The organism is Kribbella amoyensis, assembly GCF_007828865.1.
In the GTDB taxonomy this organism is placed as follows: domain Bacteria; phylum Actinomycetota; class Actinomycetes; order Propionibacteriales; family Kribbellaceae; genus Kribbella; species Kribbella amoyensis.
On the sequence record NZ_VIVK01000001.1, the window covers coordinates 2,935,619 to 2,949,369 of the forward strand.

The 13,751-nt window shown below is 69.9% G+C and carries 12 protein-coding genes; 8 read left to right on the plus strand and 4 right to left on the minus strand.

The genetic code is table 11. From position 1 onward, the window contains the following. Positions 1-116 precede the first annotated feature (116 nt). Positions 117-1,706 carry an LCP family protein gene (locus FB561_RS14005; RefSeq protein WP_145806783.1) on the plus strand — a complete coding sequence of 530 codons (1,590 nt, stop codon included), beginning with the start codon at positions 117-119 and terminating at the stop codon, positions 1,704-1,706. Positions 1,707-1,761: 55 nt separating this feature from the next. Continuing rightward, positions 1,762-1,983, plus strand: coding sequence for a twin-arginine translocase TatA/TatE family subunit (locus FB561_RS14010; RefSeq protein WP_145806785.1), 222 nt, complete (start codon positions 1,762-1,764; stop codon positions 1,981-1,983). A gap of 1 nt (position 1,984) precedes the next feature. On the opposite strand, the gene FB561_RS14015 is transcribed toward FB561_RS14010, so the two are convergent. After that, positions 1,985-2,968 (minus strand): LacI family DNA-binding transcriptional regulator, encoded by a 984-nt coding sequence (locus FB561_RS14015; RefSeq protein WP_238334807.1) that lies wholly within the window; start codon positions 2,966-2,968, stop codon positions 1,985-1,987. 165 nt (positions 2,969-3,133) lie between these two features. Between FB561_RS14015 and FB561_RS14020 the strand changes: the two genes are divergently transcribed. Both FB561_RS14020 and FB561_RS14025 read left to right on the plus strand, forming a co-directional pair. Continuing rightward, on the plus strand, positions 3,134-4,261 hold the full coding sequence (locus FB561_RS14020) for a Gfo/Idh/MocA family protein (RefSeq protein ID WP_145806787.1): 1,128 nt from the start codon (positions 3,134-3,136) through the stop codon (positions 4,259-4,261). Further along, positions 4,258-5,166 (plus strand): DUF6807 domain-containing protein, encoded by a 909-nt coding sequence (locus FB561_RS14025; protein ID WP_145806789.1) that lies wholly within the window; start codon positions 4,258-4,260, stop codon positions 5,164-5,166. Before FB561_RS14020 ends, FB561_RS14025 begins: the two co-directional genes overlap by 4 nt. Here FB561_RS14025 and FB561_RS14030 read toward each other — a convergent pair. The 3 genes from FB561_RS14030 to FB561_RS38990 form a co-directional block, all read right to left on the minus strand. Further along, entirely contained in the window at positions 5,163-6,383 is a 1,221-nt protein-coding gene (locus FB561_RS14030; RefSeq protein WP_238334808.1) for an MFS transporter, read from the minus strand. The two genes, FB561_RS14025 and FB561_RS14030, sit on opposite strands and share 4 nt — an antisense overlap. Before the next feature lie 73 nt (positions 6,384-6,456). Further along, positions 6,457-8,463: a right-handed parallel beta-helix repeat-containing protein gene (locus FB561_RS14035; protein WP_145806793.1), complete on the minus strand. Its 2,007-nt coding sequence runs from the start codon at positions 8,461-8,463 to the stop codon at positions 6,457-6,459. 142 nt (positions 8,464-8,605) lie between these two features. Next, the gene (locus FB561_RS38990) at positions 8,606-9,364 is read right to left on the minus strand and encodes a FadR/GntR family transcriptional regulator (RefSeq protein ID WP_202880611.1); all 759 of its coding nucleotides are present in this window, start codon (positions 9,362-9,364) and stop codon (positions 8,606-8,608) included. A 154-nt stretch (positions 9,365-9,518) separates the two neighbouring features. On the opposite strand from FB561_RS38990, the gene FB561_RS14045 reads away from it, so the two are divergent. The 4 genes from FB561_RS14045 to FB561_RS14060 are packed head-to-tail and all read left to right on the plus strand — an operon-like array spanning position 9,519 to position 13,741. Continuing rightward, entirely contained in the window at positions 9,519-10,838 is a 1,320-nt protein-coding gene (locus FB561_RS14045) for an ABC transporter substrate-binding protein (protein WP_145806795.1), read from the plus strand. Further along, positions 10,835-11,752, plus strand: coding sequence for a carbohydrate ABC transporter permease (locus FB561_RS14050; protein WP_202880612.1), 918 nt, complete (start codon positions 10,835-10,837; stop codon positions 11,750-11,752). Before FB561_RS14045 ends, FB561_RS14050 begins: the two co-directional genes overlap by 4 nt. 1 nt (position 11,753) lies before the next feature. Next, on the plus strand, positions 11,754-12,581 hold the full coding sequence (locus FB561_RS14055) for a carbohydrate ABC transporter permease (RefSeq protein ID WP_145806797.1): 828 nt from the start codon (positions 11,754-11,756) through the stop codon (positions 12,579-12,581). An 8-nt stretch (positions 12,582-12,589) separates the two neighbouring features. Then, the gene (locus FB561_RS14060) at positions 12,590-13,741 is read left to right on the plus strand and encodes a mandelate racemase/muconate lactonizing enzyme family protein (protein ID WP_145806799.1); all 1,152 of its coding nucleotides are present in this window, start codon (positions 12,590-12,592) and stop codon (positions 13,739-13,741) included. The last annotated feature ends 10 nt before the right edge of the window (positions 13,742-13,751 follow it).

A 13,751-nucleotide genomic window follows, 5' to 3' on the forward strand; every position in this document is an offset into this window, starting at 1 on the left:
CGGTCGGGTTGTGGGCGCTCGAACGGCTGATGCGTGCACAAAGACAACCGTGTCAACCGGTGAGGGGAGCAGCGCGTCGGTAGTTCGGCAGGTGGCGGACTACGAGGGCTGGAGAGATGTCGCGCAGTAGACGCGCAGCGGGACGGCGAGCGACGCCCGCGGCTGGACGGCGGGTCCGGCGGCGGGGTCATCGGGCCCGGACGGCGACGCGGGCGATCGGGCTCACGCTGGTGAGCGCGCTGGTCCCCGGGTCCGGGCTGGTGATCGGTGGCCGGCGGAAGCTCGGTGCGGTCGTGCTGACGATCAGCCTCGGGTTGCTGGCGGCCGGGGCGTACTTCGGGCTGACCCAGCGGGACGCGATCGTCGCGCTCGCCGTCTCGCCCACCCGGTTGCTGGTCGTGACCACCGCGTTGGTGCTGCTCGCGGCCGGGTGGATCTGGGTCGTCGTGGCGTCGCACAAACTGCTGCGCCCGGTCAGCCTGTCGATGACCGGGCGGCTGGCGGGGTCGATGGTGGTCGGGCTGCTGTGCTTCGGCATCGTGGTCCCGACCACCGTCGCCGCGCAGACCGTGATGGCGCAGCGCGACCTGGTCGGCAGCGTGTTCGCCTCCGAGGGGAACTCCAAGAGCGCCACCCGGCCGAAGGTGGACAAGAAGGACCCGTGGGCCGGGACGCCCCGGCTGAACCTGCTGCTGCTCGGGGCCGACGACGGCGACGGCCGGACCGGGACCCGGACCGACACCGTGATCGTCGCGAGTATCGACACCCGGACCGGCGACACCGCGCTGATCTCGCTGAGCCGGAACTGGATGCGGATGCCGTTCCCGGCCGACTCGCCGCTGCACACCGAGTACCCGGACGGGTACTGGGATCCGAAGCTGGGCAACGTCGAGCAGCCGGAGTACTACCTGGACTCGATGTACGACAACGTGCCCAAGGCGCATCCCGGCATCCTCGGCCAGACCGACAACCCAGGCGCCGACGTGGTGAAGCTGGCGGCCGGGGCGGCACTCGGCCTGGACATCGACTACTACCTGCAGGTGAACCTCCAGGGATTCGAGTCGATCATCGACGCGCTCGGCGGGATCACGGTCAACATCAACTACAAGGTCCCGGTCGGCGGCGACTACGGCGTCGGGCCCGGGACGAACGGGCACAAGCTGCCGTCCCGGTACCTGCAACCGGGTCCGGACCAGAAGCTGAACGGGCCGGACGCGCTCTGGTTCGCCCGCGGCCGGTACGGGCTGAGCGACCCGTCCCGGCAGGAGCGGCAGCGCTGCACGATCCACGCCCTGGTGAACAGCGTCAACCCGGCCACGCTGGTGACGAAGTACCAGCAGATCGCCGCGGCCGGCAAGCAGTTGCTGCGGACCGACATCCCGCAGGAGATCCTGCCCGCGTTCGTCGAGCTCGGGCTCAAGGTGAAGGGCGCGAAGGTGTCCAACGTCGACCTGGACAAGGACAAGAACTTCCCCAACGGCCGGAAGCCGGACTACCCGGCGATGCGCAAGCTGGTCCGGACCGCGATCACGCCGAAGTCCACCACCCCGCCGATCACCCCGCCGACAAGTCCCGCGACGCCTGGTACCACCAAGACCCCGAGGCTGCCGCAGACCTCCAAGCCCCCGAAGACCTCCGAGACGCCGGGCACGCCGCAGAACCTCGACGACGCCTGCGCGTACCAGCCGGCGGCCGGCTCCTCGTGAGCGTGGACCGCCGACCTACGCTGGAAGTAGAGCAAGAGTTGGGAAGTGGTGCCCCGTGACCGGTCTGATCGCCCTGCCCGAAGGTGGCGAATGGCTCGTCGTCCTCGCCATCGTCGTCCTGCTGTTCGGCCCCGCCAAGCTGCCCGGCCTGGTCCGTCAACTGGCCCGCTCGAAGAAGGTCTGGGACGACGAGACCAAGCCCGCGCGGAAGCTGCCGCAGGAGCATCCGCAGGAAGAGCAGCCGCCGGCGGACTCCAAGAACGAAACTCCGCAGTAGTTCAGTCCGGCGGGGGTGCTGTCGACTCGCGGAAGACCAGTTGGTTGAGGTCTCGGGGGGATTTGGCGGGCGCCGGTTCGCCGCGGATCGTCGCGATCAGGTGGAGGATCGCTTCGCGGCCTTGGGCTTCGCGGTCGACGGCGACGGTGGAGAGGGCCGGGGTGGCGAAGCGGCCGAGCTCCTCGTCGTCCCAGCCGAACACGCTCACGTCCTCGGGGACGCGCAGGCCGCGGTCGGTGGTGGCCCGGATCGCGCCCATCGCCAGGCCGTCGTTCGCGGCGATGATCGCGGTGACGCCGCTGTCCGCGGGCAGGGCGGCGATCGCGTCGTACCCCGCCTGGGCGGACCAGTTGGTGTCGGCGACGCCGTACGAGCGCAGGCCGAGGCGGGCGATCGTCTCCAGGTAGACGAGTTTGCGGTTGCGCGCGGAGGTGTAGTTCGGCGGTCCGGCGAGGTGGAAGAAGGTCCGGTGACCGAGGCCGGCCAGGTGCTCGACGATCTCGCTCACCGCGGAGCCGTCGGCCAGTTCGCCGGCGCCGTGCATCTCCTGGTCGTACGTGCCGCTGACCAGGATCGGGATCCGCGTGTCCGGTGGGCTGTCCACCGGCGCGAGCGACAGGATGCCGTCGACCTGCCCGGAGTCGGCCAGCTCGGCGATCCGCTCCTCGGTACTCCCCTCGGCGCTGACCACGTCGAGCTGGTACCCGGCCGCGTGCGCGGTGGCCGAGGCGGCGATCATCAGCCGGACCGGGAACCAGTGCGGCGAGGGCAGGACGACGGCGAGCCGGTCCGTCCGCCGGGTCCGCATCGACCGGGCCACCAGGTTCGGCCGGTAGTCGAGCGCCTTGACCGCGGCGTCGACCCGCTGCCGGGTGTCCGGCTTCATCCCGGCGTCGTGGCGCAGGTAGCGCGAGACGGTCTGGTGCGAGACACCGGCCAGCCTCGCCACCTGGTGAATGGTCGCCCGGCGCGGTTCGTCGGTCACAGGCCCCTCCTCCTCGCACCGACCGCTCCCGCGAATGGTGCGTGATCGATCACGACTCTACGGCCGGGACTGGCCGTGGCCGCCTCTTGACACGAATGTGATCGATCACTAATTTCGTGGAACGGCCCGGAAAACGCATACCCCCTCAGCTGGAGGAGAGCGCGCATGTCACCCACCGCAGACCGGACCGAATCCACCTCGCCGGGACCGCCGTACGGCGTCGCGATCGTCGGGACCGGCGGGATCGCCAACGCCCACGCCGACGCGCTGTCCACCTTCGCCGAGCAGGTCCGCCTGGTCGCCTGTGCCGACCTCGACCCGGACCGCGCGAAGGCCTTCGCCGACCGTCGGCCAGGACTGCGGACCGGGACCTCGCTGGCCGAGATCCTGGCGCCCGGGGACATCGACACCGTCGTCGTCTGTACGCCACCGGCCAGCCACGTCCCGCTCGCGATCGAGGCACTCGAGGCCGGCGTGAACGTGGTCGTCGAGAAGCCGCCGACGTTGTCGCTGCGTCAGTTGCGCGAGCTCGCCGAGGTCGAGGAGCGGTCACCGGGCACGGTCAGCTGCATCTTCCAGCACCGGTTCGGACCGGGCGCCGAGCAACTCCGGCAACTGCACCGCGACGGTTCGCTCGGCCGTCCGCTGGTGGGCGTCTGCAACACCCTCTGGTGCCGCGACCAGCCGTACTTCGACGTGCCCTGGCGCGGCAAGTGGGACATCGAAGGCGGCGGACCCACGATGGGTCACGGCATCCACCAGTTCGACCTCCTGCTCGACCTGTGGGGACCGTGGTCCGAGGTCACCGCGTACGCCGGGAAGCTGGCTCGCCGGACCGCGACCGAGGACGTGTCCTGCGCGATCGTGCGGTTCGAGTCCGGCGCGGTCGCGACGATCACGAACTCGCTGGTCTCGCCTCGCCAGGACTCCTACCTCCGCTTCGACTACGAACGCGCGACCGTCGAGCTGGACCACCTGTACGGGTACACCGGTGACGACTGGACCTTCACGGCCGCACCGGGCGCCGACGAGCTGACCTGGACCCCGGTCGAGGGCGGTCGCAGCGGCCACCGATCGCAGTACGCGGCCTGGTTGCGGGCGCGATCGGAGGGCACGACGCCACCCGTGTCGCTGCAGCAGGCGGCCGTGACGATGGAGCTGATCGCCGCGATCTACCGGTCCGCGATCACCGAGCGACCGGTCGGCCGCGCCGAGATCCAGCAGGGCGGGGTGTTCGCGGATCGGATGGACGGATTCAACGAACCGTGGAACGAAGGGAAGACCGTCGCATGAGCGACCTGACCTACCAGGACGACGGGACCAGCAGCGTCTCCGTGGCGGCCGCCGGGACCGAGCTGTTCACCTACGTCTACCAGTCCGGCGCGGCGCAGTACGAGTCGCCGCGGCCGTACTTGCATCCGCTGCGGACCCCGAGTGGCCGGCTGGTCAGCATCTACCGGCCGCACGACCACTACTGGCATGTCGGGATCGCCTGGTCGTTGCCGCACTTCGGGGCCGACAACTTCTGGGGCGGACCCAGCTTCCGCAACGGCCGCGGGTACGTCCAGCTCGACAACAACGGCTCGGCGCGGCACCGCCGGACCGACCGGGCCGAGATCGTCGAAGGCGTGTTCCACTTCGGCCACGAGCTGGAGTGGTTCCGCCAGGACGGCACCGAGGTGGTCCAGGAGAGCCGGCAGCTCACCGCGCGCCTGGCGGCCGAGCAGTCCGCCTGGACGCTGACCTTCGAGACGTCGATGCGGAACGTCAGCGGCGAGGACATCGTGATCGGTTCGCCGACGACCGAGGGGCGGCCGGACGCGGGGTACGGCGGGCTGTTCTGGCGTGGACCGCGGTCGTTCACGGGCGGTACCGTCCTCGGTCCGGACGGCGCGACCGGGGAGGAGCTGCGAGGACAGCGCGCGCCGTGGATGGCCTTCACCGGCAAGCACGACGAGGTCGAGGGCACGTCGTCGGTCGTGATGGTGGACGCGCCGTCGAACGCGCAGCACCCGCCGCAGTGGTTCGCCCGGTCCCAGCCGTTCGGCTGCCTCGGCCCGGCCCCGTTCTTCAGCGAAGAGGTCACGTTCGGCCGCGACACCACGATGACCAACCGGTACGCCGTCGTGATCGCGGACGGCGCCGTCGACCTGGACCGGGCCAAACGCCTGGCCGACGTCGGCAGCTCGGCGCTCTAGTTGCGCTGAGCAACGGCCTGGTCGGACCTCGCGACCAGGCCATGCAGGGCGAGGGTGACCGCGAGCACGGCGGCCGCGACGTACAGCAGGCCGGGCGGTGGGACGCCGGCGGTCAACGCGAGTCCGCCGAGACCACCACCGAGCGCGGAGCCCAAGGAGATCGCGCTGCCGTTCAACGCCATCACGATCGCCACCGAGGTCGGCGCCATCGCGGCGAGGCGGGCCTGTTGCGGGACCGCGGCGCCGCCGTTGCCGATCCCGGCGGCGAAGAACCAGACCAGGCCGAGGACCGCGATCACGCCGGGCGCGGCGACCGAGAACGCGATCGCGCCCACGGTGGCGTCGACGAACAGGCCGACGAGGAGCACGGTCAGCACCCGGAGCGGGGTGAAGCGGTCCGCGAGCCGCCCGGTGACGGCGTTGCCGAGCATGCTGGCCACGCCGTAGCCGAACATGATGACGATCATCATCCAGCCGGCCTGGTGGGTCGGACCGAGGATGAGCACCGCATAGGTGAAGCAGGTGTAGCTGGCGCACAGGATGCCCGTGGTCACCAGCAACCCGGCCACCAACCGGGGCTGGCGGAGCGGCCGGAGCCGGTCGGCGAGCGAGCCGGCCGGCAGGTGCAGCCGCGGCAGCTTGAGCAGGATGCCGGCCAGCGCGACCGTCCCGGTCACGGCGACCATGATCAAGGGGAAACGCCAGCTGGACTGCCCGAGCACCAGGCCGACCGGGACGCCGAGAGCGGTCGCGGTCATCCATCCACCGAGCACGAACGACAACGCCTTGCCGCGATGCTCGGGTGGCGCCAGGTGGATGACGTACCCGGTGATCGCAGCGGTCAGCAGGCTCCCGCCGAGGGCCGCGACGACCCGGCCGCCGAGCGCGACCGCGTATGTCGGGGCCACGGCGACGAGCAGGTTCCCGACGATGAACACGGCCAGCGCCAGCGTGATCGTGCGCCGTCGTTCCCACCCGCTGGTGACCGTACCGAGCAGTGGTGCCGCCAGCGCGGAGGTCAGGGCGAACACCGAGACGAGCTGGCCGGCCAGCGCCTCGGTCACCTGGAGATCCGTGGCGATCGAGGGCAGCAGGCCGGCCAGCACGTAGCCGTCGATCCCGGTGGAGAACGTCCCCACGGCCAGCCAGATCAGCGCCCGGTACGGCAGAACCGGTGCGGGGCGGACCGTCGACGGCGGGGCGGGGGAAGTGTTCACCGGGTGGCCGCTCTCCTCACGGACGGACGAAGGCATCGATCCGTACCGAGCCCAGGCGGCCCAGGTTATCCGGTCAGCGGCGGGCGCCCGCCTCGGTCATCACCCGCTGGGCCTCCGGTGGGAAGACGCCGTCGGTGACCTGGGTGTTGCCGACCAGCCGGTTGTTGTAGCCCGGTCCCTCGGGATTACGGGCCGGGCCGACGTCCCACCAGTTGCCGGTGATCAGGTTGTCCTTGGTGTTGAAGGTCTCCGGGTCCTTGTCGTCGGCGTTGACGTAGACCCAGCGGCTGCTGCCGAGGAACACGTTCTCGCGCATCACGACGTACCGGGTGCCCTGGTCGATCAGGGCGCCGAACGTCTCCCGGCTGTCGTAGACGTAGTTGCGCTCGATCACGGTGCCGGGGCTCGAGGACAGCGTGTAGATGCTGCCGCCGTCGTGCATCGCCTGCTTGGTGTCGTGGATGAGGTTGTGGCTGACGGCGTTCTCCCGGAACGTGGTCGGCGTGGTGTAGATCGGCTGGTACTCGTAGAGGCCGGCCTTCAGGTAGTACTCGTTGCCGCCCGGGTCGTTGATGCCCCAGCCCCAGCCGATGTCGATGCCGTCGTACGGCAGGTCGGTGAGGGTGTTGTGCGAGATCGTCGCGCGGGTCACGTAGGTGGCCAGGATGCCGGCGTTGTCGCGGTAGTTCTTCGAGACGCCGCTGATCGTGTTGTCGACGATCCGGACGTCGTGGTTCGTCATCCGCGGGTCGCGCGGGTGGTGGGCGTCCGGCTGGACCCCACCGACCACGATCGCGGACGCCGCGCTGTCGGTAAAGCGGTTGCCCTGGACATCGATCTCGCCGGCGCCGTACCCGGGTCCGGAGGCGTGGGCGTTCGGGTCCATGCCGAGACCGAGGCCGACCTGGCCGAGCCGGGTGAAGACGTTGCCGTCGAAGGTGATGTGCGAGGCCGCCGAGACCTGGACCGCGGCCGGGATCTGGTGCCACTCGTTCCGGGTCGCCTCGAACTCGGGGCAGCCGTCCTGGCAGCTGGTCAGGTAGTCGGCCGGCGGGTTGTACTTGCCGACGATGTGCGCGCCGCTCTGCTGGTCGGCGTACCCCTGCGGTCCGCTCGGGAAGCGCCAGGTGGTGTCGGAGAACTGCAGCCCGGAGAAGGTCAGGTCGCGGACCGGCTCCGCGTAGCTGCCGCCGATCTGGATCAGCGACTCCAGCCGCGGCAACCGGATCTCGGAGTCACCGGCCGACCGGCCGTCGGCGGGCTTGTAGAAGAGCTTGCCCGCCTTCGAGTCCAGCGCCCACTGGTTCGGGCTGTCGATGAACTCGTAGGCGTTGTTCAGGTACAGCGCGCCCCGGTTGTACGGCGACTTGAGCGTGTCGTACCCGAAGTTGTTGTTCTCCCAGGCCGGCTGGGTCATCACCAGCTCGTTGCCCTCGATCGAGCTGACCGGGGAGTACCGGTCGGTGAAGGAGCCGAGTTCCTCCAGCTCCAGGCCGGACGTGTCCCGGAGCGCGGCGAACTTGGCGGCCAGGGCTGGGTCGTTCACGGTCAGGCCGCGAGGACTGAACGACAGGTGGGCGCGGTTCTTCTTGTCGGGGGCGAGCATCAACCGCGGGCGCTCGGCGAGCTTGCCGTCGGCGTACAGCTGGCGGGTCGTGGTCCCGGCCGGGACCTTCGCGACCCAGATGTTCTTCGCGGGATCGGCCAGGGTCCAGCCGGTGACCCGGGATCCGCCGGACAGGACCGCGCGCTCGCCAGGGGCGCTGGTCCAGGTGACCCGGTGTCCGTTCCGGCCGCCGTCCCGGGCGTCGAAACGCAGCGGCCGGGCGAGTTCGTGGATGCCGCCGGCCACGATCACCCGGACGTCGCGGCGGGCCGAGTGGGCCCGGACGAGTCCTTGGGCGGCTTCGAAGGTGCGGACGACGTGGTCGGCGCCGGCCGCCTGACCGGTCGGGGACACCGCGATGGTGACCGGACCGGCGGCGTACGCGGTGCCGTCGAGGCCGAGCACGGAGAGTCCGAGCGCGGCGGCGAGCAAGGTGGCGAGGACGGGGAGGGGGCGACTTCGTCTACGACCCATCGGGGTGACTCCTCAGTCGTCTGTTGTCTGTCAGGTATGACGTCTGAACGTAGACGGGCCGCAACGGAGGGTCAAGAGTTCGGGCACATCGAAAAGGAGGCTCGATACATCGGATGTATCGAGCCTCAGGGGTGGTGCGGAATCAGTCGCCCGAGCGGGCGGGCGGGCGGCGGCGCTCCCAGGCGGAGCGGATGTGGTCGGTCATCGCCTGGGCGGCCCCGGCGGCGTCCCGGTCCAGGATCCGGTCCAGGATCCGCCAGTGCTCCTCGTTGCTGATGGCAACGTCCTCGACGCCGGGGTGACCCTGGTAGCGCAGGCTGGTGCGGGCCTGGCTGTGCACGGTGCTGACGATCGACCGGGCCAGCCGGTTGCCGGACGCGGCCATGATCCGGTCGTGGAACTCGACGTCGGTCTCGATGAAGACCGCCGGGGTCCGGACGTCGGCCTCGAGCCGGTGGAAGATCGCCTGCAGCTCGGCGAGGTCCTCGTCGGTGGCGTGGCCGGCGGCCTCGGCGGCGAGGCTCGACTCGAGCGCGATCCGGACCTGGACCAGCTCGTCCAGGATGGTCAGGTTCGCGTCGTGCTTCACCGCGGCGGCGAGCACGGCCGCGTCGAGCAGGTTCCACCTGGTGTCGTCGGTGACCACGGCGCCGACGCCCTGCCGGACCGCGACCAGGCCCTTCGCCTCCAGCGCCTTGACGGCCTCACGCACCGTGATCCGGCTGACCTGGAAGGTCTCCGACAGCGCGGATTCCGGCGGCAGTGCCGAGCCCGGCCGGAGCTCGCCGGACAGGATCGCGTCAACGATCGACTCCACCACCAGGTCGGCCAGCCGGGCGGGCCGGCGGGCGCGCGCGGCCGGACCCAGCGTCACGGCCGGCTGCTCGGAACCCGATGCCACCGTGGCCTCCCCGAAGAGTTGTGAACGATCGGTTTCGATTCTGCCGCACCGAGTCACCAGACAACAAGCCGTTGACAGCAGTCAACAGACAACTGACAATCGCTGAAGCGGTGGCTGTCCTGGTGGAGCCGCCGATCGACTTCAGGAGGGCGTCATGCCGACCGCGTCAGATCAGACCCCGAGGTGGTTCCGTCAGCCGAGGCGTAGCTGGGTGCTCGCCGCCCTGGCGCCGCTGCTGGCCGTGACGGCCGGCGCCTGCGGTGCCGCCGCACCGGAGGCGAGCGGGGGATCCCAGGGCGCCGCCGAGTCCGGCAAGCTGGTCGTCTGGGACTGGCACTCGGGCGACGCGAAGACCAAGGCGTACTACGACAAGGCCAAGACCGACTTCGAGGGCAAGCACCCCGGCGTCGAGGTCGAGTTCGTCGCCCAGCCGTACGACCAGTACTACACACTGCTCGGCACGGCGATCCAGGCCGGCAAGGGACCGGATCTGGCGATGTTCAACGGCGGCGCCCAGCTGCGCGAGCGGGCCGCGTCGCTGATCCCGCTGGACGAGAAGACCAAGGACCTGAGCGAGCGGCTGACCGGCTGGGACGCGTTCAAGGACAAGGGCACGACGTATGCCGTCCCGATCACGCTGCAGGGTTTCCCCTTCTACTACAACAAGAGCGTCTACAAGAAGGCCGGCCTGGACCCGGAGAAGCCGCCGGCCTCGCTGGCCGAGCTGAAGGCCGACTGCGCCGCGATCAAGAAGGCGGGCACGGCCTGCTTCAACCTCGGCAACAAGGAGGGCCTCGGGATCGAGTTCTTCCTGTCCGGCTTCGCGCCCGGCGTGTTCAGCCCGCAGCAGTACGACGCCTGGCTCGCCGGCAAGCGGGACTGGTCCTCTCCTGAGGTCAAGCAGATCTTCCAGTTGTGGAAGTCCAGCAACGACGAGGGCTGGTACAACCAGGGCGTCAACTCGACCGCGATGTTCATGGACCAGTTCACGATGTTCTCCGGTGGCAAGGGCGGCAACGTGATCGGGCTGATCTCCGACACCGCGCACTGGAAGGACTTCGACGAGTTCCTCGGCCCCGACCTCGGGGTGTACCAGCCGCCGGTGCTGAACCCGGCGAACGCGACCAAGACCTACCTGCCGGCCGAGGGCGGCATCGGGTACGGCGTGATGAAGTGGACCAAGAACCAGGAGCTGGCCGTCGACCTGGTCAAGAGCCTGGCGAGCACGGACGCGCTCAAGCTCTTCTACGGCAACGCCGGCGCGATCGCGGCGGACACCACCATCGACACCTCGGACGCGACCGTGCCGGCGGTGAAGTCGATCGTGTCCTGGCTGCCGGACAGCAAGCCGTTGCTGCACACCGCGCTCTCGGCCAAGACGCTGGACCTGATCCACCGGTTGTCGCAGCAGCTGATCAACGGTGACGTCACGGTGGACCAGGCCCTCACGCAGCTGGCGGCGTCGGACAAGTGACTTCGCAGGCAGTGGCCGCACCGCGGCGGGCGACCGCGGTCCGGCGGTTCCGGATCGCCGAGCACAAGCTCGCGCCGTGGATCCTGCTCGCCCCGTCGGTGCTGGTGATCGTCGCGCTGCGGGTGATCCCGTTGTTCCTCGGCGCGCAGTACTCGCTCACCGGCGACGGCGAGCGGAACGGCGTGTTCGTCGGGCTGGACAACTACCGGGCGCTGCTGCACGACCGGGTGTTCGGGATCGCGCTGAAGAACGTCGGCCTGCTGTTCCTGGCCCTGCCGGTGGCGGTCGCGATCCCGGGGATCCTGGCGACCTTCCTGTTCCTCAAGGTCCCCGGGCACCGGTTCTACCGCAGCGTGTACTTCTTCCCGGTGGTGCTGTCGCCGGTGATCATCGGCGCGATCTTCAACATCCTGCTGTCCTTCGACGGTCCGGTGAACCAGCTGCTCGGCCGGGCCGGACTGGGTCCGGTCGACTGGCTGGGCAACGGCAAGGTGGCGATCTTCTCGGTGATCGCGGTGCACATCTGGGCCACCTTCGGGATGGCGCTGGTGATCTTCCTGGCCGGGTTCGCGACGCTGGACCAGTCGTTGCTGGACGCGGCCCGGTGCGACGGCGCGAACCTGGCCCAGACCGTCCGGCACGTGGTGATCCCCGAGCTCAGCCGGACCATCCAGTTCGTCTTCGTGACCACGATGATCGGTCTGCTGACCGGGATGTTCGGCCTGCTCTACGTGATGACCGCGGGCGGTCCGGGCGGCGCGACGTACCTGCCGGAGCTCTACATCTGGATCACCCAGGGGCAGATGAACAGCCCGGCGCTCGCCTCGGCGGCGTCGATGGTGCTGTTCGTGCTGATGCTCTTCGTCGGGTTCGCGCAACTGCGGCTGATCAAGCGCGCCACCAAGGAGGCCTGAGATGAGGGAACGCGGCGTCGCCCGCTGGGTGATCGCGGTACCGATGCTCCTGCTCGCGCTGGCCACGGTGTACCCGATGCTGTTCACGCTCAACGTGGCGATGAAGTCGCGCCGGGAGTACGTGCTGGACCGGTTCGCGCCGGCCGAGCACGTGAGCTTCGCCAACTTCGCCGAGGCGTGGAACAGCTCGGGACTCGGCCGGTACACGCTGAACTCGGTGATCGTCACGGCCGGTGCGGTGGCATTGTTGCTGCTGCTCGGGTCGATGGCCGGGTTCGCGTTCAGCCAGCTGAACTTCCGCGGCCGCAAGTCGTTGTTCCTGCTCTGCCTGGGTGCGTTGATGATTCCGTTCCAGGTGATCATGGTGCCGTTCTTCCGGGTGCTCGGGCAGGCCGGGTTGCTGGACACGCACCTGGGCCTGGTGCTCGCCTACACCGGGCAGTTCCTGCCGTTCACGATCTTCCTGATGACGAGCTTCTACGCCCGCGTCCCGCAGGAGGTGATCGAGGCGGCCCGGGTGGACGGCAGCAGCACGCTCGGGATCTACCGGCGGATCATGGTCCCGATCGGCCGGCCGGCGTTGTTGTCGGTGGGCATCCTGAACGCGTTGTTCTGCTGGAACGACGTGCTGATCTCCCTGCTCGTCCTGCAGTCCGAGCGCAACCGCACCCTGATGGTCGGGGTGACGGCGCTGCGCGGGCAGTACTCCGACAACATCCCGTTGTTCGCGGGCGGCGTCCTGGTCGCGGTCTTCCCCGTGATCCTCGTCTACCTGTTCTTCCAGCGGCAGATCACCGACGGCGTCACCGCCGGGGCGACGAAGGGATAGCGCCGGACATGCGTATCACTGGATTCCGCACGCTCACCACCGTGCACGACTGGGGCCGCCCGATCGGCGACGTGAACGGGGCGGTCGGATCGGGCAAGACCTCGGTCCCGGTCGTCGTGCTCGAGACCGACACCGGCCTGGAGGGGATCGGCCTGGGCTCGCACGCCGGGGTCGAGAGCCTGTTCGGTGCGCTCGACGGCCAGGACCCGCGTTCCGTGGTCGCGCTGTACGACCGGATGCTCGCCTGGGTGTTCAAGAGCGGCCACGGCGGTGCCGTCTTCGGCACGATCGGCGCGCTCGACCTGGCCCTGTGGGACTTGAAGGCGAAGGCGGCCGGCGAACCGTTGTGGCGGACGCTCGGTGCCCGCGACCACGTCGTCCCGGCGTACGCGTCCGGGCTGGACGGGCCGCTCCCGGACGAGGAACTCGTTGCCCTGCACAAGCGGTTCGCGGACCGCGGCCTGCGCGCGGTGAAGCTGAAGGGCGGCCTCGACGTCGGGACCGACCTGCGCCGGCTCGACCTGGTCAGCGACCTGTACCGCGACGCGACCGGGCAGGTCCCGGCGCTGATGCTGGACGCGAACGAGTCCTGGTCGCGCAAGGAGGCGGTCCGGCACATCGGCCGGATCGAGGAGCGGCACGACCTCGCCTGGATCGAGGAGCCGGTCCGTCGCTGGGACGTCGACGGCCTCGCCCTCGTCACCCGGTCGGTCAAGGCAGCCGTGGCCACGGGGGAGAACCTGACCGGGCTCGAGCAGTTCCGGCCGCTCGTCCAGGCGAACGCGGTGGACGTGGTGCAGACCGGGAGCGTCTGGGGCATCACCCACTTCCTCCGGGTCGCGGCGCTGGCGCACGCGTTCGACCTGCCGGTCAGCCCGGTCGCGTACTCCGCGAACCCGCTCGGCCACGCGGCGGCCTCGGTCCCGAACCATCTGTCGATCGAGCTGCAGGACTTCGGCCACCCGATCGGGATCAGCGCCGACCAGGTGATCGCCGACGGGCACCTGGTCCTCGGTTCGGCGCCCGGCCTCGGCCTGACCCTTGACGAGGCCGCCATCGCCGACCTCGGTGACGCCGCCGACTGGGGACATCAGGCCGGCCCGCACGTCCGTCCCGACCGAGCCGGCCGCCGGCTGGTCGGCAAGCCCGCCTTCGACTGAGAGGACCACT